At 59.3% G+C, this 24,134-nt stretch carries 22 protein-coding genes, 1 tRNA gene and 1 pseudogene; 18 read left to right on the top strand and 6 right to left on the bottom strand.

Annotation, left to right across the window (positions count from 1 at the left end; genetic code table 11):
• Positions 1 to 4 precede the first annotated feature (4 nt).
• The 7 genes from ACOQOQ_RS03810 to ACOQOQ_RS03780 all read left to right on the top strand — a co-directional run bounded on the left by ACOQOQ_RS03810 (position 5) and on the right by ACOQOQ_RS03780 (position 5,459).
• The gene (locus ACOQOQ_RS03810; protein ID WP_420568811.1) at positions 5 to 1,015 is read left to right on the top strand and encodes a GlxA family transcriptional regulator; all 1,011 of its coding nucleotides are present in this window, start codon (positions 5 to 7) and stop codon (positions 1,013 to 1,015) included.
• Between the two features lie 18 nt (positions 1,016 to 1,033).
• Positions 1,034 to 1,717 (top strand): DJ-1/PfpI family protein, encoded by a 684-nt coding sequence (locus ACOQOQ_RS03805; RefSeq protein WP_420568810.1) that lies wholly within the window; start codon positions 1,034 to 1,036, stop codon positions 1,715 to 1,717.
• A 3-nt stretch (positions 1,718 to 1,720) separates the two neighbouring features.
• Positions 1,721 to 2,080 carry a nuclear transport factor 2 family protein gene (locus ACOQOQ_RS03800; RefSeq protein WP_420568809.1) on the top strand — a complete coding sequence of 120 codons (360 nt, stop codon included), beginning with the start codon at positions 1,721 to 1,723 and terminating at the stop codon, positions 2,078 to 2,080.
• Between the two features lie 298 nt (positions 2,081 to 2,378).
• Complete coding sequence (locus ACOQOQ_RS03795; protein WP_420568808.1) at positions 2,379 to 2,519, top strand: hypothetical protein; 141 nt, start codon at positions 2,379 to 2,381, stop codon at positions 2,517 to 2,519.
• Between the two features lie 251 nt (positions 2,520 to 2,770).
• A complete protein-coding gene (locus ACOQOQ_RS03790; protein WP_420568807.1) occupies positions 2,771 to 3,403 on the top strand; it encodes a TetR/AcrR family transcriptional regulator in 633 nt (210 codons plus the stop codon).
• A gap of 45 nt (positions 3,404 to 3,448) precedes the next feature.
• Positions 3,449 to 4,282, top strand: coding sequence for a CPBP family intramembrane glutamic endopeptidase (locus ACOQOQ_RS03785; protein WP_420568806.1), 834 nt, complete (start codon positions 3,449 to 3,451; stop codon positions 4,280 to 4,282).
• A gap of 4 nt (positions 4,283 to 4,286) precedes the next feature.
• Positions 4,287 to 5,459, top strand: coding sequence for a serine hydrolase domain-containing protein (locus tag ACOQOQ_RS03780; protein ID WP_420568805.1), 1,173 nt, complete (start codon positions 4,287 to 4,289; stop codon positions 5,457 to 5,459).
• Between the two features lie 104 nt (positions 5,460 to 5,563).
• Here ACOQOQ_RS03780 and ACOQOQ_RS03775 read toward each other — a convergent pair.
• Both ACOQOQ_RS03775 and ACOQOQ_RS03770 read right to left on the bottom strand, forming a co-directional pair.
• A pseudogene (locus ACOQOQ_RS03775) lies at positions 5,564 to 6,194 on the bottom strand (tyrosine-type recombinase/integrase).
• Positions 6,195 to 6,283: 89 nt separating this feature from the next.
• Positions 6,284 to 6,508, bottom strand: a complete 225-nt coding sequence (locus ACOQOQ_RS03770; protein WP_420568804.1) for a hypothetical protein — start codon at positions 6,506 to 6,508, stop codon at positions 6,284 to 6,286.
• A 110-nt stretch (positions 6,509 to 6,618) separates the two neighbouring features.
• Here ACOQOQ_RS03770 and ACOQOQ_RS03765 point away from each other — a divergent pair, with 110 nt between their 5' ends.
• Entirely contained in the window at positions 6,619 to 7,542 is a 924-nt protein-coding gene (locus ACOQOQ_RS03765; protein WP_420568803.1) for a LysR family transcriptional regulator, read from the top strand.
• Positions 7,543 to 8,098: 556 nt separating this feature from the next.
• Here the strand turns inward: ACOQOQ_RS03765 and ACOQOQ_RS03760 are convergent.
• From ACOQOQ_RS03760 to ACOQOQ_RS03750, 3 genes are all read right to left on the bottom strand, one after another.
• A complete protein-coding gene (locus tag ACOQOQ_RS03760; protein WP_420566739.1) occupies positions 8,099 to 9,298 on the bottom strand; it encodes an IS91 family transposase in 1,200 nt (399 codons plus the stop codon).
• A gap of 12 nt (positions 9,299 to 9,310) precedes the next feature.
• The gene (locus tag ACOQOQ_RS03755; RefSeq protein WP_092465131.1) at positions 9,311 to 10,198 is read right to left on the bottom strand and encodes a tyrosine-type recombinase/integrase; all 888 of its coding nucleotides are present in this window, start codon (positions 10,196 to 10,198) and stop codon (positions 9,311 to 9,313) included.
• 317 nt (positions 10,199 to 10,515) lie between these two features.
• Positions 10,516 to 10,591: transfer RNA gene (locus ACOQOQ_RS03750), tRNA-Lys, on the bottom strand.
• 206 nt (positions 10,592 to 10,797) lie between these two features.
• Between ACOQOQ_RS03750 and dapF the strand changes: the two genes are divergently transcribed.
• The 7 genes from dapF to ACOQOQ_RS03715 all read left to right on the top strand — a co-directional run bounded on the left by dapF (position 10,798) and on the right by ACOQOQ_RS03715 (position 17,135).
• The gene (dapF, locus tag ACOQOQ_RS03745; protein WP_420568802.1) at positions 10,798 to 11,595 is read left to right on the top strand and encodes a diaminopimelate epimerase; all 798 of its coding nucleotides are present in this window, start codon (positions 10,798 to 10,800) and stop codon (positions 11,593 to 11,595) included.
• Positions 11,592 to 12,851 carry a tRNA (N(6)-L-threonylcarbamoyladenosine(37)-C(2))-methylthiotransferase MtaB gene (gene mtaB, locus ACOQOQ_RS03740; RefSeq protein WP_420568801.1) on the top strand — a complete coding sequence of 420 codons (1,260 nt, stop codon included), beginning with the start codon at positions 11,592 to 11,594 and terminating at the stop codon, positions 12,849 to 12,851. Before dapF ends, mtaB begins: the two co-directional genes overlap by 4 nt.
• 30 nt (positions 12,852 to 12,881) lie before the next feature.
• A complete protein-coding gene (locus tag ACOQOQ_RS03735; RefSeq protein WP_420568800.1) occupies positions 12,882 to 13,502 on the top strand; it encodes an FMN-binding negative transcriptional regulator in 621 nt (206 codons plus the stop codon).
• Between the two features lie 67 nt (positions 13,503 to 13,569).
• On the top strand, positions 13,570 to 14,172 hold the full coding sequence (locus tag ACOQOQ_RS03730) for a glutathione S-transferase (protein ID WP_420568799.1): 603 nt from the start codon (positions 13,570 to 13,572) through the stop codon (positions 14,170 to 14,172).
• 268 nt (positions 14,173 to 14,440) lie between these two features.
• Positions 14,441 to 15,001, top strand: coding sequence for a ubiquinol-cytochrome c reductase iron-sulfur subunit (gene petA / locus ACOQOQ_RS03725; RefSeq protein WP_420568798.1), 561 nt, complete (start codon positions 14,441 to 14,443; stop codon positions 14,999 to 15,001).
• 12 nt (positions 15,002 to 15,013) lie between these two features.
• Entirely contained in the window at positions 15,014 to 16,327 is a 1,314-nt protein-coding gene (petB, locus tag ACOQOQ_RS03720) for a cytochrome b (protein WP_420568797.1), read from the top strand.
• 16 nt (positions 16,328 to 16,343) lie between these two features.
• Positions 16,344 to 17,135, top strand: a complete 792-nt coding sequence (locus ACOQOQ_RS03715) for a cytochrome c1 (protein ID WP_420568796.1) — start codon at positions 16,344 to 16,346, stop codon at positions 17,133 to 17,135.
• 136 nt (positions 17,136 to 17,271) lie between these two features.
• Here the strand turns inward: ACOQOQ_RS03715 and ACOQOQ_RS03710 are convergent, their stop codons facing one another.
• On the bottom strand, positions 17,272 to 18,489 hold the full coding sequence (locus ACOQOQ_RS03710) for an FAD-dependent monooxygenase (RefSeq protein ID WP_420568795.1): 1,218 nt from the start codon (positions 18,487 to 18,489) through the stop codon (positions 17,272 to 17,274).
• Between the two features lie 81 nt (positions 18,490 to 18,570).
• Between ACOQOQ_RS03710 and ACOQOQ_RS03705 the strand changes: the two genes are divergently transcribed.
• The 3 genes from ACOQOQ_RS03705 (at position 18,571) to ACOQOQ_RS03695 (ending at position 24,099) form a co-directional block, all read left to right on the top strand.
• The gene (locus tag ACOQOQ_RS03705) at positions 18,571 to 19,905 is read left to right on the top strand and encodes an amidase (protein ID WP_420568794.1); all 1,335 of its coding nucleotides are present in this window, start codon (positions 18,571 to 18,573) and stop codon (positions 19,903 to 19,905) included.
• A 118-nt stretch (positions 19,906 to 20,023) separates the two neighbouring features.
• A complete protein-coding gene (locus ACOQOQ_RS03700; protein ID WP_420568793.1) occupies positions 20,024 to 21,205 on the top strand; it encodes an aminotransferase class I/II-fold pyridoxal phosphate-dependent enzyme in 1,182 nt (393 codons plus the stop codon).
• Positions 21,206 to 21,222: 17 nt separating this feature from the next.
• Entirely contained in the window at positions 21,223 to 24,099 is a 2,877-nt protein-coding gene (locus ACOQOQ_RS03695) for a DNA translocase FtsK 4TM domain-containing protein (RefSeq protein WP_420568792.1), read from the top strand.
• Positions 24,100 to 24,134 lie beyond the last annotated feature (35 nt).

The raw sequence follows: 24,134 nt of genomic DNA, 5'->3' as shown, positions 1-24,134 counted from the left end.
CATCATGCACACTTTCACCAAGCCCGCCGCCATCGCGCCATCCAAGCCCAAACGGGTTGTGATGCTAACATTTGAGGGAGCCAGCTCGCTGGACACTGTCGGACCGGTGGACGTATTGGCAGGGGCCCAGATGGCGTTTCAAACGTCCGCCCCGATTTACGAAATCGAGATGGTCTCGCTGAAGGGGGGGCTGATCAGCACAAACCCGGCTGGGGTGACAATCAACACCATCGCCCTTGCTGAACTGGGCGAAGGAAGCATAGACATTTTCTTGATCGCAGGCGGTGAAAACGCCATTGAAGTTGCCCGAGACGCTGACATGTGCGCTGCGATCCAAATGCTGTCCAAGCGCGCCACCCGCGTGGCCAGCATATGCACCGGGGCGTTTTTGCTGGCTGCGGCGGGGCTTCTAAATAACCGAAAAGCGACGACGCATTGGAACTGGTCGGACCAACTCGCTCGCGAGTACCCGGAGATCGAGGTCGACGAGGATAAGATCTTCGTTCAGGACGGCCATGTGTTTACTTCAGCCGGCATTACGGCTGGCATGGACCTTGCTCTGGCCCTGATCGAAAGCGACTTCGGGTCTGAAATCGCCCTGTCTGTCGCTCAGCTTTGGGTCATGTTCCTCAAGCGCCCTGGCGGGCAATCGCAGTTCAGCTCTTTCCTCCCGCCGTCCGAGGTCGCAACCGATCCAATTGCCAAGGTATTAATCTGGGCTCAGGACCACCTGGATACCGATCTGAGTGTCGAGGCGATGGCCGACCAGTGCTCGATGAGCCCTCGCAACTTCGCCCGCCGCTTTGCAGACAAGATTGGCAACACCCCGTCCAAATACATCGAAAAACTGCGTGTGCGTGCCGCAAGAAGCTACCTGGAAACAACTGACATGCCGATGGACCTGATTGCCTCGGCTACCGGATTTCAAAGTGCTGACCGGATGCGCCGCAGCTTCAATCGCATGCTCCACGTGAACCCGCAGGAATACCGCGAGCGTTTTCGTCTCCAAAACTGAAACCAAAGGAAGAAACCCATGACAGACAGACCCAAGAAAGTCGGAATTTACATTTTTGAGAACATGACCATGATCGACGGCTACGCGCCTTTGCAATTCTTTGCCATGGCACCTGGGATTGAGACCTTCACATTCTCCAAGACCACTGATCCGCTGTTGTGTGATGCGGGTGTCTACCTGACGCCGCAATACGGATTTGACGACTGCCCAGACATTGATGTTCTGGTCATGCCCGGCGGCGGCAATGTGCTGAAACAGATGCAGGACAAAGAGGTCATTGATTTTGTGCGCAAGGCGGGAGAGAAGGCGGACTATGTGACCTCAGTCTGCACCGGCTCATTGATCCTGGCGGAAGCGGGGCTACTCGATGGACACAAGGCTGCAACCCATTGGGCCTTTACTGAAGCGCTCTCCAACTTCCCCAAAGTCGACCAAGTCGATGAGCGTGTCTGCATTTCGGGCAACCGCATCACTGGCGGTGGTATGACCGCAGGCCTGGATTTTGCGCTGACTGTGATTTCCGAAATCATTGAAGAGCCAGCGGCGCATGTAATGCAACTCCTGTTCGAATACCGTCCGGCGCCGCCATTTAATTCGGGCGGACCCGAAACCGCTCCAGAATTCGCGGTACAAGCAATCCGTGGACAAGTCAGCCAATTGGCGGGCGACCTGTTTGAATACACCAAGACAAAGGCGGCCTGATCGATGAGCAGAACAGCAAATATCCAAGCGGTCAAAACCATCATTGCAGACTACATTAAGGGAACGGCCGACTCTGACCCGGCTTTGCTGAAATCTCTGTTCCACAAATCCGCCGTTATGTCTGGCTATCTCGGACCCGACCTGTTGCTGGGCGGCCCTCAGCCTTTCTTCGATGCAATCGCTGCGAACAAGGTCGGTCCTGATTATACAGCGGAAATTACGGAGCTTACAGTTACAGGCCGCACTGCCTCGGCCACAATAGTCGAGGACAACCTTTACGGCTTATCGTTCATCAACACTTTTCATCTGTTGCACATCGACGGTGCCTGGACGATTACGTCAAAGCTGTTCCATCACGATTGAGCTAGCCGGACTAACGACAGACTCGTCAAAAGCTGTGGGATCTCAATGCCAACCCGTTCTAGAAACACGAAGGGTCGGCATTGGCCTGCACCGCCACAATCTGGGTCGAATTTTTTGCTGCTAGGGTTCACCAATGTCAGCTTTTCTTGCTATGGCTCCGGCTGCTTACCCCAGAGATATGATGATTTCCCAACTATGCAAATGCTGCTATCTGCGCTTCTCTGAAATCTGCACTGATCGCAGCATCGCCCTATTCAACTGAGCGGATTCGAGGGTCCGCTCTTGGAAAGAACGACGCTTGGCGGCACGACCCGAGGATGAGGGCCAGGGAGACTGGTTGGAAGAAGAGTTCCGCGACCATCCGGGTGTGGATTTCTTCGACTTCGAGACTGGGCAGGCGATCAGTGTGAAGACGCTTGATCTGGATGCCTACACATAACTGCACCAAATCCTCGCAGATTTCCGGGACGTTATCTTCGGGCGCTGGCAAGAAGTGATGTGGTTTCCATGGTTGACCCTCCGGTCCACCATGCCCATCCCAGCCGCAACCCAATGTTGCTGATCGACGGGATCACAGAGCCAGTTTGATCCCTCGGATGCCAGTTCAGCATCGGAGTGTCTTTCGAGCAATTGATTGGCTTGACTGACTGACGGTCAGTCAGTATGAAGAGTGAGAATTGGAGACTACCCATGGCACGGATCGTCAAAGACCCAGAGGAACGGCGCGCAGAGATCGTCGAAACAGCCGACCAGCTTTTTCGTCAGCATGGCTATGCGAAGTGTTCGGTGGAGATGATCATTCGTGAGATCGGGGTCGCCAAGGGGACGTTCTATTACTACTTCAAGTCGAAGCCCGACATCCTTGAAGCCATTGTCGACAAGACGCTGAGCCAGATCGTTGAAATGGCGAAGGGCGTCGCAGAAGAACCATCTCTCACTGCGATGCAGAAGATGGAAGCGCTACTCGGCAACAGTCACATCGGCGGTGACGACAGCCTGGAAGTGGCGGAGATGCTGCATCTTCCTGAAAACAGGGAACTACACGAACTCACCAATATTCAGACCGTCCTCCAACTCTCGCCAATCCTTGCGCAGATCGTTGAACAAGGGATCGGGGAGGGTGTCTTTGAGGTCGAGAGGCCATTGGAGACCATCCAGTTTCTTTTCACCGGCGCTCAGTTCCTGACAGACGGGGACATGTTCGGATTCAGTGACGCCGAACTCCGCACACGCCGCTTGGTGATGCAAACAATCATAGAAAAAGCACTTGGCGCGACGCCGGGAAGCTTTGACTTCATGAACCACTTTCGGGCTGTGGAGTAGAGGCATGAGCAGGGAAACACATTTCAACAACTGGGGGATTTTCCCATGGAAGATATTGCTGCACCGACCCGGGCCTTCTCGGTCCCATCTTATGCTCTGATAGGGTTCTTTCTTCTGACGTTCGCCATCACTTGGGGCCTCGTCGGAATGTACATTGTTGCACCTGACTGGTCGTCCTCGACGTTTGGAGAGATCAGCGGATCGCACCCGTTCTTCTTTCTCGCAACATGGGCACCGGCGATCTCGGCTTTCTTGCTTGTGCTCACCTTTGGCGGTGTTGCGGGCCTCAAAGCCTTTCTATCCCGGCTCTTCCTATGGCGATTGTCTTCGCTCTGGGTGGTCTTCATCCTGATCGGCATCCCCGCCTGCTTCTTGATCGGGTCGTCTCTCAAGTCGGGCCCGCTTCTTGCGCCCATTCCGCCCGAAGGCGTCGGCGCAATGATCGCTATCACCTTCATGATGCTCTTCTTGGGTCCGATTGAAGAGTTTGGCTGGCGCGGCGTGGTTCAGCCCATCCTACAACGTCACATGGCACCTCTTTGGGCGGGCATGATCATAGGGACCATCTGGGGCGTCTGGCACCTTCCGGCGTTCTTCCTGTCTAGCACGGTATTCGCCGGGTGGAACTTTTTCCCGTTCTTGATCGGCAACATCACTCTGGCAGTCCTTGTAACACCAATCTTCAACTCAAGCCGTGGCAGCCTCCTTTGGCCCATGCTGTTCCACTGGCAACTAATCCTTCCGATCTGGCCGGACGCTCAACCCTACGATACGTGGCTTCTGCTTGTCGTGGCCTGTGCTGTGGTCTGGTGGAACCGAGAGAGCATGCTGACTCAAAACGGTGCGATGACCGAGGTCATTCCCGGGGACGTAGGGTAGGCCAATGATATCCCTCTTTCGTGCAACTGCGGCCCTTTCTGCATGTCTTTTGTTTTTTGTCCAAGCGGCGAGCGGGGACCCGTCTGACCCGGACGCCGAAGTGCAGGTACTGTTGGAATCCTTCCGCAAAGCGTACGGGTTTCCAGGTGCGACAGTCGCCTATGCCGCCCCTGACGGGAACGTTCGAAGCTATGCCGTGGGCCACTCGGATGTCGAGGCGGGCATTCCGATGACGCCCGAAACCCGGATGCTGGCTGCCAGTATCGGCAAAACCATCTGGGGCGCTCTCGTTCTATCCCTTGAGGCAGATGGGCTGATCAGTCGATCCGACTTGGTGTCGGAACATCTCGGAGAACAGCCTTGGTTTGATCGTGTCCCGAACGCGGCTGAGATAACGGTTGGTCACCTGCTCAGTCATACGTCGGGGCTACCGGATCATGTCCACATGGATGGAGTTGCGACCGAGTTGATCGCGATGGGTCGCTTGAACAGGTTCGATCCAACCGCCTTGGTCTCCTTTGTGTTGGATGAACCAGCACTCTTTGAGGCCGGGACTGCATGGAGTTACACCGATACCGGTTACATTCTGTTGGGTTTGGTCATGGAGGCTGCGACGGACGCAAGTGTGTTCGAGCTCGCCGCTGAACGCCTACTCGTGCCGCTTGGCCTTGCCGCTACTGTGCCATCGGACAAAACGATGCTGGACGGCCTCGCCGTTGGCTATACCATCGACAACAATCCTTTCGGCCTCGCGCCCCGGACAATGGATGACGACGGTCGACTGAATTGGAACCCAGTGATCGAATGGACAGGAGGTGGATTTGCCTCCACCTCAGCGGACCTTGCTCTATGGGGGCATGCGTTGTTCTCCGGCACTGCGATGGACGCGGACTATTTGGGCCCTTTGTTGGACGGGGTGGTTGTCCATCCGGATGCCCCCGGCGTGTTCTATGCTGCTGGTATTGCGATCTATAAGGAGACACCGCGCGGTCCCGTCTACGGTCACGGCGGCTGGATTCCGGGCTACGTCTCAAGCCTCAGGCATTATGCGGACCACGACCTCACGATTGCTTTCCAGATCAATACCGACGTTGGTGTCGTGGACGATAGCATCGATCTGGTCCCGGCCCTCGAGGAGGCGCTTGCACGTTTGCTCATTGGAGCTCTGGAGCAATAAGAGAACACTAGGGTTGCACTGTCCGCTTTGGGGAAGCCGCAATGCAGCAAAGATTTGCAAGCCCAAAGTCAGCTTGGGGCCATCCGAGAAGACGGCCCATGCCTTTAGATTTCAATAGCTTCGGCGATGGCCAGCGCATCTTCAAGTTCAACGCCGAGGTATCTGACAGTGCTGTCCATCTTGGTATGCCCCAACAACAGCTGGACTGTCCGAAGGTTGCCCGTTTTCTTGTGGATTTGGGTCACCTTCGTTCGCCTCATCGAGAGCGTGCCACAGGCGCTGGCCTCCAGATCAATGGATGTCACCCAGTCACGTACAATCCGCGCGTACTGCCGGGTCGAGATGTGAAGCCGTTCGTGAAAGCGCCCAGGCCAGAGGTATTCGGATCCGACCATGAGCGGCTCCCGCATCCACCTTGCCAGGGATGCACGCGTGCCTTCTGAGGTTTCGAAGCGGACGGGTTTCTGGGTCTTGCTCTGCAGTACCGAAGCGCGTTCCTTGATTTGGCCTGACGCCATGATATCGACCACCTTCATCTTCACCAGTCGCAGCCGCATAGCTTGCCGTCGATCGCAAGATTGAAGAGGGCCAGATCACGATGGTTTTCGGCTAGCTCCAGCCGCACTCTGATCGCCCACACGTATTTTGGCTTGAGCGGCCGTTTTTGACCGACGATCCGGCCTTTGTTTTTGGCCGGGCGCAGCGCGCGGATGGCGGTAAGCTTGGTGTTTCCATAATAGGTCCTCCATCCACCACGCCCACCCACATCGATAACCCGACGTTGACGATGCATCATATTACAGGATTGCCGCTGCTTGATGGCCTCAAATGCCCGAGAAATCAGAAAGCGCGTTCTCAAGACGTTTCCGTGATGCACCCGATAGGTGTTTTTTTCCAGCAACAGAAACTTCGTCTCGGGCTCTCGCAACCGCATCAGAATAAGCTGTATCGGAGTGTGTCGAGATTGCACGGCGATTTAGCCTGCTTTTTATGATGGACAGAAAAAGCAGGGCGGTGTGGACAGTCGGTGCGGCGGTCTCGATGGTCATTTTTCGGTCCTTTCATTTTCGTTGACTTGACCATTGCACCGTCACTAAAATTGAACAATCAGGCCAAACTGGACTTGGCGTTCGAAAATTTCAATCTGGGTTGATACGGCATGTCACTTCCACAGGACATTCTCAAGCTGGACTTTGCGGCGCTGCGGACCTTCCGACTTGTCTACCAGAAGGCTTCTTTTGCAGCGGCGGCAGATGAACTGGGGATGAACGCCTCCTCAATCAGCTACACGATTGACCGGGTTCGAAAGGCGGCAGGCGATCCGCTTTTCGTACGTCAGGGTGGCGGCATTGTGCCGACTGACCAATGTCAGAGCCTCCTGATGCATGTAGAGCGCATTCTCACCGAGGCTGAACTCATTTCAGGAGATGACAATTTCGACCCGGCCAAAGCCGAGGCTGAGATCACGATTCTGAGTGCGACCTATGCCAATCAAGTCATTTGGCCTCAAGTGATCCAGCGCCTTCGCCAGGAGGCCCCGGGGGTAAAACTCTTTTTTCTTTCGGGGTATCAGAATTTGCCGGAGACGTTGTCACAAGGCAAGGTAGACATTGCCCTCACGGTAGGCACTGTTGATGTCAGTGGCATTCGTGTACTGAAAAGCAACCTGCGCGACATGCATGTCTGCATGATGAATCCTGCCCACCCGTTGGCCTCGAAAAAGGTGCTTACGGTGGAGGATTACGTCAGTGTTGGCCACATCCGGTTCGAGCCTTTTCCTGGCTGGCTACAAGCCCCAATTCGCTACGCGGTTGAGCAGGGGTTCAACCCGGAAAGGGTGATCGCGTCCGACGTTGCCCAGGACCTTCCGCATTTCGTCCAAGGGTCTGATCTGCTCGCAGCATTGCCCAGCAGACTAGCTTGGCCGTGGCGCGACCGCCTGGCGCTTCGGCCATTTGATTTCCCGACACCGATAAGGAATTCGATGTTCTGGTCTGAAGCCACGCATCGCTCGCCCGTAAAGGCATGGTTGCGCGGTCTTATTCTAGAAGAAGTGGAAAAACTACCGGAACTACGGTTTTGACGGGGTGCAAGACCGATTAATACCCAAACGGTTCTGCCATGGGCAGAAACCGCCGTTCTTGACAGTTACTGCAAGCAGCCATTGGCGCGGTCGCAACGAAAGGCAGCAAAGTCCCGCAGGGCAGACCTTCAGGTGTTGACGGTTTTTTGTTTCTGTAGCGAATGACCGGAATGCGGGCTGCGACTGCAGCATTCTGAATGCCCGGCGATGGCAGCTTTGGTGAAGGTTTTCTGATGCGGGTCGCGGCGTAAGGTTGGCGCCTTGGCGGGCGGACGACCCGCGTTGGAAAACCTCCCAAGGACGAAGCCGCGAGGGTCTTGGTGAGACTATGGGGAAAGAGCGCCGGCGGTTGATGCGACGGCGATTTCAGCGGGCCGTTTCACGTTTTTCACGGCGGTGGACACGCGGGCTTCCCAGTCCAGCCGCCAAGCGCTAACCGTCGGACTGTGTGCATGTGCGGTCTGGAACCGCGCTGGTACCTGATCGGCGCAGGTGGCTTGGGCCGGGCCTGCATGGAGCTGCCAGCATGGGTTTATGATCTTTGCGAGGCGTTCGGTCATGCGGCCTGCTCCCTTGGTGGCGCGCGCGACATCGGTTTTTGCCCACGACGGAAGATCTCGATGATACGCATGGGTCCGCCGCAGCATGGGCAGGGTTCACGCAGCGTAAGAGGGGCAACCTCTGGCTCAAGATCGTGGTTATCCGCCTGTTCCACTGGCTGGACGCAGAGCAGCGCGCGGATTTTGGTGAGGTTCGCTTTGCGGACACCGCTGGCCAGCAGGCCGTAATGGCGGATGCGATGGAACCCATCGGGCAGGACATGGATCAGGAAGCGGCGGATGAACTCGGGTGTGGCAAGGCGCATGATCTTCTGGCGATCGCCATTTTTGATGCGATAATCCTTCCAACGGAAAGCTACAGTGTGGGCATCCGCGCTGACCAAGCGATGGTTCGAGATCGCTACCCTGTGGGTATAGCGGCTCAGATAGGCAAGCACGGCCTCTGGGCCGCCAAAGGGCGGTTTGGAATAGACCACCCATTCGGATTTACGGAATGGGGTGAGCCAGGCGGTAAAGGCATCCGGCCGGACCAACCGCTCCAGGTCGCCATAGAAAGCCAGGTCTCCGGCTTGGTGCAGCGCCATCAGGCCGTCCAGAAAGAGGCGGCGGAACAGGCGGGACAGCACGCGCACATGCAAGAAGAACCCGGGCTTGCTGGCGACCCACCTGGTGCCGTCCCTCGACAGACCGCCGCCGGGCACGATCATATGGATATGCGGATGGTGTGTCATGGCAGAGCCCCAGGTGTGCAAGACGCTGGTCAGCCCCACCTTCGCACCCATGCGTTTGGGGTCGGCGGCAGTGGTCATGACCGTTTCCGCCGACGCTTTGAACAGCAGCGCGTAGACCGCCCTCTTGTTCCAATAGGCGATTTGCGCGATCTCGGCGGGCAGCGTGAACACGACGTGGAAATATTCCACGGGAAGCAGGTCCTCGGCGCGGGCCTCAATCCAGTCTCGCGCCGTCGGCCCCTGACACTTCGGGCAATGGCGGTTCTTGCAACTGTTGTAGGCGATGTGATGGTGGCCGCACTTGGTGCAACCGGCCACATGCCCGCCGAGCGCGTCGGTCCGGCAGGCTTCTATCGCTGACATCACCTTGAGTTGCGAGAGGCTGACATGCCCGGCATTGGCCTGCCGCCACGCAGGACCATGGGCACGGAAGATGTCAGCGATCTCTAGCTTTGGCCGGGGCACCCCGACAGCCAATCACTCCAGACTTCGCTTCACAGTCTGGTCCTGCAGCTTGGCCAGCATCTCGTAGGGGCTGACCGTGTCGCGGATCGTTTTGGTGGCGACGTGGGTATATTGCGCCGTCGTGGTGAGCTTGGCGTGACCGAGCAGCACCTGGATCACCCGCACATCCGTGTTGGCCTCCAACAGATGTGTCGCGAAACTGTGCCTCAGCGTGTGCAGTGTTGCCGGTTTGCTGATGCCAGCCATGTGCTTGGCTGAGGTGAAAGCACGGTTCAACTGCCTCGGCGAAATCGGGTTGATCTTTGGCTTGCCCGGGAACAGCCAGCCTTCCGGGCGGGCCTCGCGCCACCAATCACGCAACAGATTCAGCAAGCCCGGGGACAGCATGACCTTGCGATCCTTACGCCCCTTGCCCTGCTCGACATGGATCAGCATCCGGTCGCTGTCGATATCACCGATCTTGAGATTACAGACTTCCGCTGCCCTGAGGCCGGCACCGTAAGAAATGCTGAGCGCCGCCCGATACTTCAGCCCTGGCCCGGGTGCCGCCATCAGGATGTCGGACACCTCCTCGACGCTGAGAACGATCGGCAACTTCCGCGGTTCGGTGCGGAATTGCATATAGCGCTTCATCTCCTCCCGCCCGCAGGTCATGCCGAAGAAGAACCTGAGCGCCACGATCCGCGCATTGAAAGTTGACGGCGTGACCCCTGCGTTGGTCATATGAAGCTGATAGGCGCGCAGTTCCTCCGGCGTTGCGGTATCAGGCGAATGGCCAAGGAATGCGGTGAAGTCTTTGATCGCTCGGATGTGGGCTTTCTGAGCTTTGTCGCCCATGCCACGGATACGCATGTCTTCGACCATCCGCTGACGCAGCGGGCTTACTCTCTCCTCTGTCATGGAAACCTCCTGTCTAATGATTGAGAAGGCCCCAATCGTCCGGCAGGTCATCAAAATCGCAAAATGCGCACTGATTTGGTCAGGTCACCACACCAACCAAAGGCGCCAATGCCGCGGAGCGGCTTAGTCCTTGGGCCGTTCACGCTTAACTGCGCTTAGATAGATATCTAGAATCACCGTTGCAGAAATTGGCAGGATGGCTCTAGTTGCTGAAAAGCAACAGGAGCCTCTGCTTGCACAGCGCTCCCACGTAAACCCAAATCACAAAACTCTTCAAGTTTCTGCCAACATAAGGCTTTGTTTTTATTTGGTTATAGTGGTGAGCCGTGAAGGATTCGAACCTTCGACCCACTGATTAAAAGTCAGTTGCTCTACCAACTGAGCTAACGGCCCACTGTGGAGGCAGCTTCTAGAAACTGACGCCCATAGGGTCAACCCAAAAAAGCCGCCTTTTTGAAAGTTTTTCGATTCTTATCAAGCACGTCCAACAAAACAAGGGGCAGGGTGCGTGAACAAACTTTGGGGCAAGTCTGGAAACGCTGGGGAATCGGGCGTATATCGGCGCGATGGAAAACTCTGCGGACACCTCACTACCGTTTATGAAGATGCACGGGCTGGGCAACGACTTTGTCGTTGTGGATGCGCGTGCGCATGCGGTGCCGCTGCCTGCAGATCTGGTGGTGGCGATTGCCGACCGGCACAAAGGCGTTGGCTATGATCAGCTGGCCGTGATCGAGAACGGTGCGGGCGATGCGCATCTGGTGTTTTATAACGCGGATGGCTCGACCTCGGCGGCGTGCGGGAACGCCACGCGCTGCATCGCGCGCTATCTGTTCAATGAGACAGGCAAAGACAGCCTGCATCTGACTACTGATCGCGGCGATCTGTTTGCCGTGGATGCGGGCGACGGGCTGACCTCGGTCAACATGGGGCAGCCGCAGTTGCTATGGAACGAGGTGCCGCTGGCCCGTGAAATGGACACGCTGGAGCTGCCGATTGATGGCGCGCCGACGGCCACGGGCATGGGCAATCCGCATTGTACCTTCTTTGTGGATGATGCGGAGGCCGTGGATCTGGAAACCCGCGGCGCCGAGATTGAACATCACCCGCTATATCCCGAACGCACAAATGTGCAGTTCGCCAGTGTCATTGGCCCCGATCATCTGCGCATGCGGGTGTGGGAGCGCGGCGTTGGGGTCACTCTGGCCTCGGGCTCGTCGTCCTGTGCGACGGCTGTAGCCGCTGCGCGCCGGGGGTTGACCGGGCGCAAGGTGCAGATTGATCTGGACGGCGGCACGATCTGGATCGATTGGCGCGAGGATGGCGTCTGGATGACCGGGGCCACGATGCATGTGTTCACCGCGCAGCTGACGCCCGAGTTTCTGGCCTCGATATGACCGCGAAACCCCCCGTTTTCACCACGCTCGGGTGCCGTTTGAACGCGTACGAGACCGAGGCGATGAAAGACTTGGCGCAAAAGGCCGGGATCGAGGGCGCCGTGGTTGTAAACACCTGTGCCGTGACCTCCGAGGCCGTGCGCAAAGCGCGTCAGGAAATTCGCAAGCTGCGCCGTGAAAACCCTGACGCCAAGCTGATCGTCACCGGCTGCGCCGCCCAGACCGAACCCGAGACCTTCGCCAATATGGACGAGGTTGACGTGGTCATCGGCAACTCTGAGAAAATGCAGCCTGAAACGTGGGCTGCCATGGGTCCCGATTTCATCGGCCAGACCGAGCGTGTTCAGGTCGATGACATCATGTCCGTCACCGAAACGGCGGGACACCTGATTGATGGCTTCGGCACCCGCAGCCGCGCCTATGTGCAGGTCCAAAACGGCTGTGATCATCGCTGTACGTTTTGCATTATTCCCTATGGCCGCGGCAACTCGCGCTCCGTGCCTGCAGGCGTGGTGGTCGAGCAGATCAAACGGCTGGTCGACAAGGGTTTTAACGAGGTGGTGCTGACCGGGGTCGATCTGACCTCGTGGGGCGCTGATCTACCAGCTGAGCCGAAACTGGGCGATCTGGTCATGCGCATCCTGAAACTGGTGCCGGACCTGCGGCGCCTGCGGATCAGCTCGATCGATTCGATCGAGGTGGACGAAAACCTGATGCAGGCCATCGCGACCGAGCCGCGCTTGATGCCGCATCTACATCTGTCCCTGCAACACGGCGACGATCTGATCCTGAAACGGATGAAACGCCGCCATCTGCGCGACGATTCGATCCGTTTCGCCGAAGAGGCGATCAAACTGCGCCCCGATATGACCTTTGGTGCCGATATCATCGCTGGATTTCCCACGGAAACCGACGCGCATTTCGAAAACTCGCTGAAGCTGGTCGAGGAATGTCAGCTGACCTGGCTGCACGTATTCCCCTACAGCCCGCGCCCCGGCACGCCCGCCGCGCGGATGCCAGCGGTTGATGGGCGACTGATCAAGGCACGGGCGGCTGCGCTGCGCTCGGCCGGGCAGCGGCGTGTCGATCTGCATTTGCAGCAGCAGCTTGGGCGACGTCACAGCGTGTTGATGGAAAACCCGCTGATGGGCCGCACCGAACAGTTTGCCGAGGTGCATTTCACCGCGCCACAAACCGAGGGTGCGATCGTCGAGACCGTAGTTTCCGGGCGTGACGGAAACCATCTGCTGACCTAAACTGCGCTTAGCAGCGCAAAGGACAGCCCCATGCATCCCAATCCGACCTTCCGCAAGCAATCTGACGCCCGCAATCTGGCCTTCGCATCTGACATGGGTGTGGGCACGCTGGCGGTGAACGGCCCGGACGGGATGCCCCTGATGGCGCATGTGCCTTTCGTGATCGAGGGTGAAACGGTGCTGTTTCACCTTGTCCGCTCGAACCCCGTTGCGCGGGCTTTGGGGGACGGCGTTCCCGGCAAGATGTTCGTGCAGGGGCCGGGCAGCTATGTCTCGCCTGATTGGTACGGACTGGAGGATCAGGCGCCCACCTGGAACTATATCGCCGTGCATCTGGCCGGAGAGGTGCGGCAACTGCCAACCGAGCAGCTGCGAAGCGTGCTGGATCGTCTGTCCAACCATTTTGAATCGCAGCTTTTGCCCAAGCCGATCTGGACGGCCGACAAGATGAGCGAGGACCAGCGCAGCAAACTGATGCGCCAGATTGTTCCTTGCGTGTTGGCGATCTCGGATATTCAGGGCACTTGGAAGCTGGGCCAAAACAAGCCTGACAATGCAAGACTGGCAGTGGCCGACGAATTGCCCAAGCATGGGCTGGGGATGGAGCTGGCGCAACTGGCCGATCTGATGCGAAGCCCTCCTTCTGAATGAAGGCTTGAACGATGGACAGGGCGGCGGCCTGCGCCTAGGCTCGTGCCCGGAGCATCAGGAGGGACCCATGCAGCTGATTTATTCCGGCGCCTCGCCGTTCGCACGAAAGGTAAATGTGATCCGTCACGAAACCGGGATGGTGGACGATATCGAACTGGTCGAAGTGATGACCACACCGGTGTCCACCCCGTCCGAAGTGCGCGCCGCCAACCCGATGGGCAAGATCCCCGCCCTGATCCGTCCAGACGGGCCTGCGCTGTATGACAGCCGGGTGATCTGCCGCTATCTGGATGACCGCGCGGGAGCGGGGCTTTATCCTGACGCCGAGCTTTGGGAGGTTCTGACGCTAGAGGCCACGGCCGACGGGTTGTTGGATGCGGCCGTTCTGATGGTCTATGAGGGGCGAGTTCGGCCCGACCACCTTATCTACAGCGAATGGGTCGAGGCGCAGTGGGGCAAGGTGACCGGAGCCCTGGATGCGCTGAATGACCGCTGGATGAGCCACCTGCGAGGGCCGATGAACATGGGCCAGATCGCGGTGGGCTGCGCGCTGGGCTATCTGGATTTCCGCCACGGAGCGCGCAACTGGCGTGAAGGACGTGGTGACCTGGACGATTGGTATGCGGTTTTCTCGGAACGCGACAGTATGAAGGCCACGGCTCCGGCCTGAATGGCTCGAATCACGGGACAGGCGCATTTGGCCAGGGGAAGGCCTCCGCTGGGCCTGTCAGGGCTATTTCCCGGCCGTTTTCATGATCGAAATCCCTGTATTCAAGCGCGACACATGCGCACCTGTTGCAATTGGGGCACCCCTGCGCGGCATTGTCTGCTGGACTGAACGGGAATCCCCGGCTAAACAGCGCCTCGGTACGGCTGCGTTTTTTTCGCGGCCCCATGTCGTATAGGCCGTTTTCGGTCAAAGAATTGGAGAAAACCTCGTGTCCCACGCAGAAGATCACGAAGGCACCCGCAGGGATTTCCTGTACTACGCCACCGCAGGTGCAGGTGCCGTGGCGACCGGTGCCGCCGTTTGGCCGCTCGTCAATCAGATGAACCCCTCCGCAGATGTGAAGGCGCTGGCCTCGATCCGTGTTGATGTCTCGGGCGTTGAAACCGGCTCGCAGCTGACCGTTAAATGGCTGGGCAAGCCCGTCTTCATCCGCCGCCGGACCGAGGAAGAAATCGCCCAGGCCCGTGCTGACGATGGCGCGACCCTGATCGACCCGATGTCGCAGAACGCCAACAACCCGACGGCTGACGCCTCGGACGCCAACCGCACCCTGGACGAAGCTGGCGAATGGCTGGTGATGATCGGTGTTTGTACCCACCTGGGTTGCGTTCCGATCGGTAACGGTTCTGGCGACTTTGGTGGCTGGTTCTGCCCTTGCCACGGGTCGCACTACGACACCTCTGGCCGTATCCGCAAAGGTCCCGCACCGCGGAACCTGGATGTACCTGTCGCTGCGTTCGAAGACGCAAGCACGATCAAACTGGGATAAGGAAACGCGAACATGTCCGGTATTCCGCACGATCATTACGAGCCCAAAACGGGCGCCGAGAAGTGGCTGCATTCGCGCCTTCCCATCGTGGGCCTTCTCTACGACACCATCATGATCCCCACCCCCAAGAACCTGAACTGGATGTGGATCTGGGGTATCATCCTGACTTTCTGCCTGGCGCTGCAAATCGTCACCGGCATCGTTCTGGTGATGCACTACACCCCGCATGTTGACCTGGCCTTCGCCTCGGTCGAGCACATCATGCGTGACGTTAACGGTGGCCACATGCTGCGCTACCTGCACGCCAACGGCGCATCGCTGTTCTTTGTTGCAGTGTACCTGCACATTTTCCGCGGCCTGTACTACGGTTCCTATAAGGCACCCCGCGAAATCACCTGGATTATCGGTATGCTGATCTATCTGGCGATGATGGGCACCGCGTTCATGGGCTATGTTCTGCCTTGGGGTCAGATGTCCTTCTGGGGCGCGACCGTGATCACCGGCCTGTTCGGCGCAATTCCCTTCATTGGTGAGCCGATCCAGACTTGGCTGCTGGGTGGACCGGCCGTGGACAACGCCACGCTGAACCGCTTCTTCTCGCTGCACTACCTGCTGCCCTTCGTGATTGCTGCGCTGGTCGCCGTTCACATCTGGGCCTTCCACACCACCGGGAACAACAACCCCACCGGTGTTGACGTGCGTCGTGGCTCGAAAGAAGAGGCCGCCAAGGACACCGTTCCGTTCTGGCCCTACTTCGTGATCAAGGACGTTTTCGCCCTGGCTGTTGTTCTGCTGGTCTTCTTCGCCATTGTCGGCTTCATGCCGAACTATCTGGGTCACCCCGATAACTATATCGAGGCAAACCCGCTGGCGACGCCTGCGCACATCGTGCCTGAATGGTATTTCCTGCCCTTCTACGCAATCCTGCGCGCCTTTACCGGCGACGTTTGGGTGGTGATGTTCGCCAGCTGGATCACCGGCGGCATCGTTGACGCCAAGTTCTTTGGTGTTCTGGCGATGTTCGGCGCCATCGCCGTGATGGCTCTGGCCCCTTGGCTGGATACGTCGCGCGTGCGTTCGGGCCGGTATCGTCCGATGTTCAAGTGGTGGTTCCTGCTGCTGTGTATCGACTTCATCGTCCTGATGTGGGCCGGTGCAATGCCTGCCGAACCGCCGTACTCGACCATTTCGCTGATCGGCGCGACCTATTGGTTCGCCTACTTCCTCGTCATCCTGCCGCTGCTGGGTGTGATCGAAAAGCCGACGACTCCGCCGGAAACGATCGAGGAAGACTTCAACAACCACTATGGCAAACCTGCTGAATAAGTGAGGAAACGGGATAATGTTTAAGAAACTAGCGACTTCCGCAGTTGCCGCCCTGACCCTTTCGGCTGGCGCTGCAATGGCAGCCGGTGGCGCAGGTCACGTGCATGATGTGGACTTCTCGTTCGAGGGTCCGTTCGGTAAGTTCGACCAAATGCAGCTGCAACGCGGCCTGCAGGTCTACACCGAGGTGTGCTCGGCCTGTCATGGTCTGAAATTCGTGCCGATCCGCACCCTGGCAGACGAAGGCGGCCCGCAGCTGCCTGAGGACCAGGTGCGCGCCTATGCGGCTCAGTTCGACGTCTATGACGAAGAGCTGGAGGACGACCGTCCCCGCAAGCCGGCCGATTTCTTCCCCGAAGGTGGTGATCCCAACGCGCCTGACCTGTCGCTGATGGCGAAGGCACGCTCGGGCTTCCACGGCCCTTATGGCTCGGGCATGAATCAGCTGTTCAAAGGCATCGGTGGCCCTGAGTACATCGCTTCGATCCTGACCGGTTACACCGGCGAGGAGAAAGAGGAAGCCGGCACCACCTTCTATGGCAACACTGCCTTCCCCGGTGGCTGGATCGCCATGGCGCCCCCGCTGGCTGGTGAGGATGTTGAGTATGCCGACGGTCACTCGAACGAACTGCACCACGAAGCCGAAGATGTTGCGGCCTTCCTGATGTGGACTGCCGAGCCCAAGATGATGGCACGCCAGCAGGTCGGCTTTGTCGCCGTGCTGATGCTGACCATCCTGTCGGCTCTGCTGTACCTGACCAACAAGAAAATCTGGGCCCCCGTCAAGAAAGCCGCCAAGAAAGGTTGAACCTGACGAACCCTGAGACAAGCGAAAGCCCCGCCGGTTTGGCGGGGCTTTTGTTATTTTGCGGTGCGCCTTCGGCGCGCTGGATATCTCGTCCTTGGCCTGCGGCCGCGTCCTCGGGATCGGTGCGGAGGAGAGATCAGCGCATCAAATCGGGCAGGTCGCCGTTCAGGCCGGCGGCCTCGCGGATGAAGGTGCGGCGCAGGCCGGGCAGAGCGTTGACCGCGCCCATGCCGACGTCGCGGGCAAGGCGCAGCAGCGGGTTGTCATTTGAGAAAAGCTTGTTCGTCAGGTCAGTGGTCAGGGCCAGGGTGGACGTGTCGAAGCGGCGCCATTCCTGGTAGCGGTCCAGAACCAGTTCAGAGGCGTAATCCTCGCCGCGTTGCAGGGCGTGGGTTAGCACATGCGCCAAGGCGCCGACGTCGCGAAGGCCTGCGTTCAATCCTTGCCCGGCAATGGGGTGCATGCCGTGGGCAGCATCCCCGATCAGGGCCAAACGGTCCCCCGTGAAGCTGTTCGCGACGGTCAGGTTCAGCGGATAGGTAAAACGTTTCCCGACCAGGCGAATTTCGCCCAGGAAATCTCCGAAACGGGGGCGTAGCACCTGGATATAGTCTTCGTCCGAGAGGCTTTGAAAAAGCGCTGCGTTTTCATGCGTTTCAGACCAGACAATAGAAGACATGTTGCCCGGTAGCGGCAGGATCGCCAGCGGGCCGGGGGGCATGAAGAACTGGTGCGCGACGCCGCCGTGGGGCAGGTCGTGTTCGATTGCGCAGACCAGCGCAGTTTGGCCGTAGTCCCAGCCGCTGCGCTTGATCCCCGCGCGTTCGGCGGTGCCCGAGCGGCGCCCATCTGCGCCGACCAGCAGTTTGCCGCGCAACTCGCGACCCGAGGCCAGCGTGACCGTGACACCGGTGGTGTCCGCCTGTTGTGCCGTGACGGTTTCGCCATTCAGCACGGTGATCAGGTCGCTGGCTTCCATTGCATCGGCCAGTGCGCGGCGCAAGAAGCGGTCTTCGAGCATGAAGCCCATGGGGCCTTCTTCGATCTCGGCATGGTCGAAATGAAGGAAGAACGGGGACAGGGGCCCCTCGCCAGCGCGCCCGTCGCTGACCTTGATCTCCAGCATGGGTTGCGATTGCGGGGCGACGGCGTTCCACACACCGATTCCCGCAAGCAGGCGTTTCGAGGCCAGCGCCAGCGCATAGCCGCGTCCGTCGAAATTGTCTTCGATCTGTGTGCCGCCGGGCAGGGCGTCAATCACGGTCGAGCTTAGCCCGGCTTTGGCCAGGGCAAGGGCCAGCGCAGGGCCGTTTAGCCCGCCGCCGACGATCAGGATGTCGCTATCAATCTTCATGGGCCAAATATGGCGCGTGATCCGGGATTGTCCATGCGCCGCGCTGCCGCTACCGTGCGGAAAACAGCAGGGGTGTTGGGAATGAACGATTGGCTGTGGCAAAGCGCAACAGAGCTGGGGCGCGGGATCGGTGAGGGCGCGATTGACCCGGTTGCGTTGACGCGGACCTATCTTGAAGCGATCGATGCGCACCCGTTTCGCGACCGGATATATTCTGCCGTGACCCACGATCGCGCCATGGCCGAGGCCGAGGCAGCGGCGACGCGCGCCAAGGCCGGATTCCGGTTGTCACCCATGGATGGCGTGCCGATCAGTTGGAAAGACCTGTTCGATTCCGCCGGCACCGCGACCGAGGCAGGCTCGGCCCTGCTGAAAGGGCGCGTGCCGGACGCCGACGCCTGGGTTCTGCGCAATGCGACTGCTTTGGGGCTGGTCTGCCTGGGCAAAACCCACATGAGCGAGCTGGCTTTTTCCGGGCTGGGGCTGAACCCTGTGACGGAAACCTCGCCTTGCGTGAACGATCATGACGCCGTGTCGGGTGGGTCATCGTCTGGGGCGGCAACTTCGGTGGCGTTTGGGCTGGCGGCTTGTGGGATCGGCTCGGATACGGGTGGATCCGTGCGGGTACCTTCGGGGTGGAACGACCTTGTGGGGCTGAAAACCACCGCAGGGCGCATTCCGCTGAAGGGTGTCGTGCCGCTGGCCAAGGCCTTTGATACGATCGGGCCGCTGTGCCGCTCGGTTCCTGACGCAGCGATGATGCTGGCCATGCTGGAGGGCGGTGAACCCGCCGATCTGCGTGGCGCCAGCCTGAAGGGCAAACGCTTTGCCGCATTGCAAACCGCCGTGCTGGACAACATCCGCCCCGAGCCGCTGGCTGCTTATACCCAGGCGCTTGAGAAATTGCAGGAGGCCGGCGCAACCATCGAACCGCTGGACATCCCCGAGGTTATTCCCGCGATGCAGCGCGCGACGCCCCTTTTCGCCGCCGAAGCCTATGGCGAGTGGCGCGAAGTGATCGAGGCCGCGCCTGACCTGATGTTCGATCGGATACTGGAGCGTTTCCGCGGCGGGGCGGCCCTCAGCGCCAGCGATTACACCAGCGCCTGGACCGGCTTGAATGCGGCGCGGGCACAGTGGGCGCGGCGCGTCGCCGGATTTGATGCGGTCCTGTCGCCGACCTCTCCGATCCTGCCACCGAATGCGAAGCGGCTGATGGAGGACCAGGAATATTACGTGTCCGAAAACTTGCTGGCCTTGCAAAATACCCGTGTCGGAAACCTGATGGGGCTGTGCGCGGTGACTCTGCCGACGGGTGTGCCATCCTGCGGGATCACGCTGTACGGGCTGCCCATGCAAGAGGAACGGCTGCTGCGTATCGCGGCCGCGGCTGAACCCGCCCTGCGCGGGGCATAAGCCAAAAAACAACAGTCTCGAAAGCCTTTACGCTGCTTTGTCTGGACGAAGCGCGCCTTGTTTTGTACTCTGATCGAAACGGGGCGTGAATGATCCCGATGATTTGAGGCAGTGTCAGATGTTTCCCGAGCGGTTCTCCAACCTACCGGCTTATGCGTTCCCGCGTTTGCGCGCCCTGTTGGACGTGCACGAACCGGGTGGTCCGGTGATGCATATGACGATCGGCGAGCCGCGCCACGCCATGCCCGATTTTGTCACCCGTATCATGGCCGCGAATATCGAGGGTTTTGCCAAGTATCCGCCCAATGACGGAACGCGCGGTCTGCGCGGCGCGATCACCGGGTTTCTGGATCGCCGCTATGGCGTGAAGCTGGACCCTGAAACGCAGGTGATGCCCCTGAATGGCACCCGCGAGGGGCTGTATAATGCCGCAATGGCGCTGATCCCCGAACAGAAGAACGGCCAGACGCCAGCGGTTCTGATCCCGAACCCGTTTTATCAGGTCTACATGATCGGCACGATGTCCGTCGGGGCCGAGCCCGTGTTTGTTTCAGCGACCCGCCAGAACGGCTATATGCCCGATTACACGTCGCTGCCCGCCGAAGTTCTGAACCGCACGGCGGCAGCCTATATCTGCTCGCCGGCGAACCCGCAGGGGGCGGTGGCAACGCAAGAATACTGGGCGGACCTGATCCGGCTGGCCGAAAAATACGATTTCCAGATTTTCGCGGATGAGTGTTACTCGGAGATCTACCGCAACGATCCACCTCCGGGCGCGATGGAGGTCGCGGCCGAGCTTGGCGCTGATCCCGAACGCGTGGTGATTTTTCATTCGCTGTCGAAACGGTCGAACTTGCCGGGGCTGCGGTCGGGATTTGTGGCAGGCGGTCCGGAAAGTCTTAGTCGGATCAAGCAGTTACGAGCGTATTCGGGCGCGCCTTTGCCGCTTCCTATCCAGCAGGTCAGTCAGGCAGTGTGGGAGGACGAGGCGCACGTGATCGACAGCCGCGCGCTGTATGGACAGAAATACAAGGTGGCCGATCAGGTGTTCGCCGGCATTCAGGGCTATCAGGGCCCCGAGGCTGGGTTTTTCCTGTGGTTGCCTGTCGAAGATGGGGAACAGGCTGCACTGAAGGCCTGGACCGAAACGGGTGTCCGGGTCTTGCCGGGCGCCTATCTCAGCAAGGATGTGATCGGGGAACAAAACCCCGGCGCAGGATATATCCGGGTCGCAATGGTGGCCGAGGCAGAAGAGATGCGCGAAGGTTTGATCCGCCTGCGCGATTGCATCTACAGGTAAAGATAACGAGGGCAGGAATGGCATTTCAAACCAGAGGACGAGACCCACTGTTCGACAGTGACATGCAAGCAGCCATCGAAAAGCGCGGCAAAGAGCTGATCGGCATCGCCTTGGTGGTGCTGGGCGTTGTCGTGGTGGCGATGCTGGGCAGCTACAGCGCCGATGACCCTTCGTTCATGCTGGCCACGGACGCGCCGGTGCAGAACCTGATGGGGCGGCTTGGGGCCTCGATCGCGGCACCGCTGATGATGATCGTGGGGATGGGATCCTGGGGGCTGGCGATTGCCCTGCTGGCCTGGGGATTCCGCTTTGGCCTGCATTTGGGCGAGGGTCGCGCCTTGGGTCGTGTCATCCTTACGCCGATCTGGATGGCGGGCATTTCCGTCTATGCCGCGACTCTGGCACCCGGTCCCGAATGGGGGCAGGGCTTTGGTCTGGGTGGTCACTTCGGTGACACCGTTCTGGGCGTTTTGCTGAACATCCTGCCGTTCAGCATGGCCTTTGGAATCAAGATGTTGTCGCTGGTATTCGCCGTGCTGATGTTGGCCCTTGGCGCTTATGTGCTGGGCTTCAACTGGCCCGAGATCAAGCGGTTGTTCCGCTATCTGATGTACAGCGTTGTGATGGCCTATGTGCTGCTGCTGAACGTGTTGGGCCGCAGTGCAAGCGGTGCCATCAGTGCTGCGCAAACCATGCAGGCCCGTAAACGTGAACGTGCCGAGCGTCGTGCCGCTGCCCCGGTCGAAGCTTCGCAAACTCTGTCCGAGGAATGGGTAGAACCCTTCGATCAGCCCTATGCCGCCGAAGAATGGGACGAGCCAGCGCCCGAGCCGCAAAAGCCCAGCCTGCTGTTGCGTGTTCCCGGCCTGATCCGCCGCGCCGACCCGATGCCCGCGCCCGAGCTGGTGGACCCTCAGCCCACTGTCGCGGCCATGCCCGTGCAGGGGGACGACCGCATCAAGGCCAAGATCGCCGATGTGATCCGCAATCGTGCCGAAGCCAAACCCGAGGCCGCCGCACCCTTGACCCGTGGCCGTGGACGTGGCCCCGATGCGTTGTTGCTGGACACGTCGACGCCCGCAGGCCTGCCGCCCGAGCCGCCGCTGACAGCCTCGCGTACGGTCATGCCCGAACCCGAGGCATTCGACGCGCAGCCTGAATATCTGGATGATCTGCCGACCGAAAATATCTTTGATACCCCGGCCGACCCGACCCCACACGAAGCCTTGCCGCAAGTTGACGCGCTTTCAGTGCCGATCCCGGTCGAGCAGCCGCGCAAGGTGATGGTCAAACCGTTGAACCGCAAGCCAATCCAGCCTTCGACCCGGGCAAAGAAAGAGGCGCAGCCTTCGTTGCAATTTGACGAAACGGCTGTGGAATTCGAGCTGCCTCCGCTGAACCTGTTGACCAACCCGGCCAATATCCAGCGTCACCACCTGAGCGACGAGGCGCTGGAAGAAAACGCGCGGATGCTGGAAAACGTGCTGGATGATTACGGTGTGAAGGGCGAGATCGTCAGCGTTCGTCCCGGCCCCGTCGTCACCATGTATGAGCTGGAACCCGCGCCGGGCCTGAAAGCCAGCCGTGTGATCGGTCTGTCCGATGACATCGCGCGCAGCATGGCGGCCTTGTCCGCGCGTGTGTCCACCGTTCCGGGGCGCAGCGTGATCGGGATCGAACTGCCCAACGAGAACCGCGAGAAAGTGGTGCTGCGCGAAATCCTGTCCGCGCGGTCCTTTGGCGATGCGAATATGAAACTGCCGCTGGCCCTGGGTAAGGATATCGGCGGCGAACCCATCGTGGCGAACCTGGCTAAGATGCCTCATTTGCTGATCGCGGGGACCACGGGGTCCGGTAAGTCGGTGGCGATCAACACGATGATCCTGTCGCTGCTGTATCGTCTGCCGCCCGAAGAATGCCGCATGATCATGATCGACCCCAAGATGCTGGAGCTCAGCGTTTACGATGGCATTCCTCACCTGCTGAGCCCAGTTGTGACCGACCCGAAAAAGGCGGTCGTCGCGCTGAAATGGGTCGTGGGCGAGATGGAGGATCGTTACCGCAAGATGTCCAAGATGGGCGTGCGTAACATCGACGGGTATAACAGCCGCGTCGCGGACGCGCTGGCGAAGAACGAAACCTTCAGCCGGACGGTGCAGACCGGATTCGACGACGAAACCGGCGATCCGGTGTTCGAGACCGAGGAAATCACCCCGGTCAAGATGCCCTATATCGTTGTTGTCGTTGACGAAATGGCTGACCTGATGATGGTCGCCGGCAAAGAGATCGAGGCCTGCATTCAGCGCCTGGCGCAGATGGCGCGGGCCAGTGGCATTCACATCATCATGGCGACGCAGCGTCCCTCGGTCGATGTGATTACCGGTACGATCAAGGCCAACTTCCCCACGCGGATCTCGTTCCAGGTGACCTCGAAAGTGGACAGCCGGACAATCCTTGGCGAAATGGGCGCTGAACAGCTGCTGGGCATGGGCGACATGCTGTACATGGCGGGGGGGGCGAAAATCACCCGGTGTCACGGCCCGTTTGTCAGCGATGAAGAGGTCGAGGAAATCGTCAACCACCTGAAATCTTTTGGCCCACCCGATTATGTCGGTGGCGTGGTCGAAGGGCCGGATGACGACAAGGCCGACAATATCGACGCTGTGCTGGGTCTGAACACGGGTGGCAATACGGATGGCGAGGACGCGCTGTATGACACCGCCGTGGCCATTGTGATCAAGGATCGGAAATGCTCGACCTCGTATATCCAGCGGAAACTGGCGATCGGTTACAACAAGGCCGCGCGTCTGGTTGAGCAAATGGAAGAAGAGGGCCTTGTCAGCCCCGCAAATCACGTTGGCAAACGCGAGATTTTGGTGCCCGAGCAGCAATAAGCGGCGCTTGGCCCATCGCCTTTTTGTGAAGCCCC

Origin of the sequence: Thalassovita sp., assembly GCF_965218685.1 — a bacterium.
GTDB lineage: Bacteria > Pseudomonadota > Alphaproteobacteria > Rhodobacterales > Rhodobacteraceae > Thalassobius.
This window is presented reverse-complemented; position numbering and strand designations above follow the sequence as displayed.

Excerpts from the sequence above, each read along its gene's own strand:
- ACOQOQ_RS03710 (WP_420568795.1), bottom strand. The coding sequence starts at position 18,489 with ATGAAGATTGATAGCGACATCCTGATCGTCGGCGGCGGGCTAAACGGC.
- mtaB (WP_420568801.1), top strand. The coding sequence starts at position 11,592 with ATGACCGCGAAACCCCCCGTTTTCACCACGCTCGGGTGCCGTTTGAAC.
- ACOQOQ_RS03770 (WP_420568804.1), bottom strand. The coding sequence starts at position 6,508 with ATGACCATCGAGACCGCCGCACCGACTGTCCACACCGCCCTGCTTTTT.
- ACOQOQ_RS03800 (WP_420568809.1), top strand. The coding sequence starts at position 1,721 with ATGAGCAGAACAGCAAATATCCAAGCGGTCAAAACCATCATTGCAGAC.
- ACOQOQ_RS03715 (WP_420568796.1), top strand. The coding sequence starts at position 16,344 with ATGTTTAAGAAACTAGCGACTTCCGCAGTTGCCGCCCTGACCCTTTCG.
- ACOQOQ_RS03705 (WP_420568794.1), top strand. The coding sequence starts at position 18,571 with ATGAACGATTGGCTGTGGCAAAGCGCAACAGAGCTGGGGCGCGGGATC.
- dapF (WP_420568802.1), top strand. The coding sequence starts at position 10,798 with ATGAAGATGCACGGGCTGGGCAACGACTTTGTCGTTGTGGATGCGCGT.
- ACOQOQ_RS03730 (WP_420568799.1), top strand. The coding sequence starts at position 13,570 with ATGCAGCTGATTTATTCCGGCGCCTCGCCGTTCGCACGAAAGGTAAAT.
- ACOQOQ_RS03695 (WP_420568792.1), top strand. The coding sequence starts at position 21,223 with ATGGCATTTCAAACCAGAGGACGAGACCCACTGTTCGACAGTGACATG.
- ACOQOQ_RS03790 (WP_420568807.1), top strand. The coding sequence starts at position 2,771 with ATGGCACGGATCGTCAAAGACCCAGAGGAACGGCGCGCAGAGATCGTC.
- ACOQOQ_RS03780 (WP_420568805.1), top strand. The coding sequence starts at position 4,287 with ATGATATCCCTCTTTCGTGCAACTGCGGCCCTTTCTGCATGTCTTTTG.
- ACOQOQ_RS03810 (WP_420568811.1), top strand. The coding sequence starts at position 5 with ATGCACACTTTCACCAAGCCCGCCGCCATCGCGCCATCCAAGCCCAAA.
- ACOQOQ_RS03755 (WP_092465131.1), bottom strand. The coding sequence starts at position 10,198 with ATGACAGAGGAGAGAGTAAGCCCGCTGCGTCAGCGGATGGTCGAAGAC.
- ACOQOQ_RS03785 (WP_420568806.1), top strand. The coding sequence starts at position 3,449 with ATGGAAGATATTGCTGCACCGACCCGGGCCTTCTCGGTCCCATCTTAT.
- ACOQOQ_RS03765 (WP_420568803.1), top strand. The coding sequence starts at position 6,619 with ATGTCACTTCCACAGGACATTCTCAAGCTGGACTTTGCGGCGCTGCGG.
- petB (WP_420568797.1), top strand. The coding sequence starts at position 15,014 with ATGTCCGGTATTCCGCACGATCATTACGAGCCCAAAACGGGCGCCGAG.
- ACOQOQ_RS03700 (WP_420568793.1), top strand. The coding sequence starts at position 20,024 with ATGTTTCCCGAGCGGTTCTCCAACCTACCGGCTTATGCGTTCCCGCGT.
- ACOQOQ_RS03735 (WP_420568800.1), top strand. The coding sequence starts at position 12,882 with ATGCATCCCAATCCGACCTTCCGCAAGCAATCTGACGCCCGCAATCTG.
- ACOQOQ_RS03805 (WP_420568810.1), top strand. The coding sequence starts at position 1,034 with ATGACAGACAGACCCAAGAAAGTCGGAATTTACATTTTTGAGAACATG.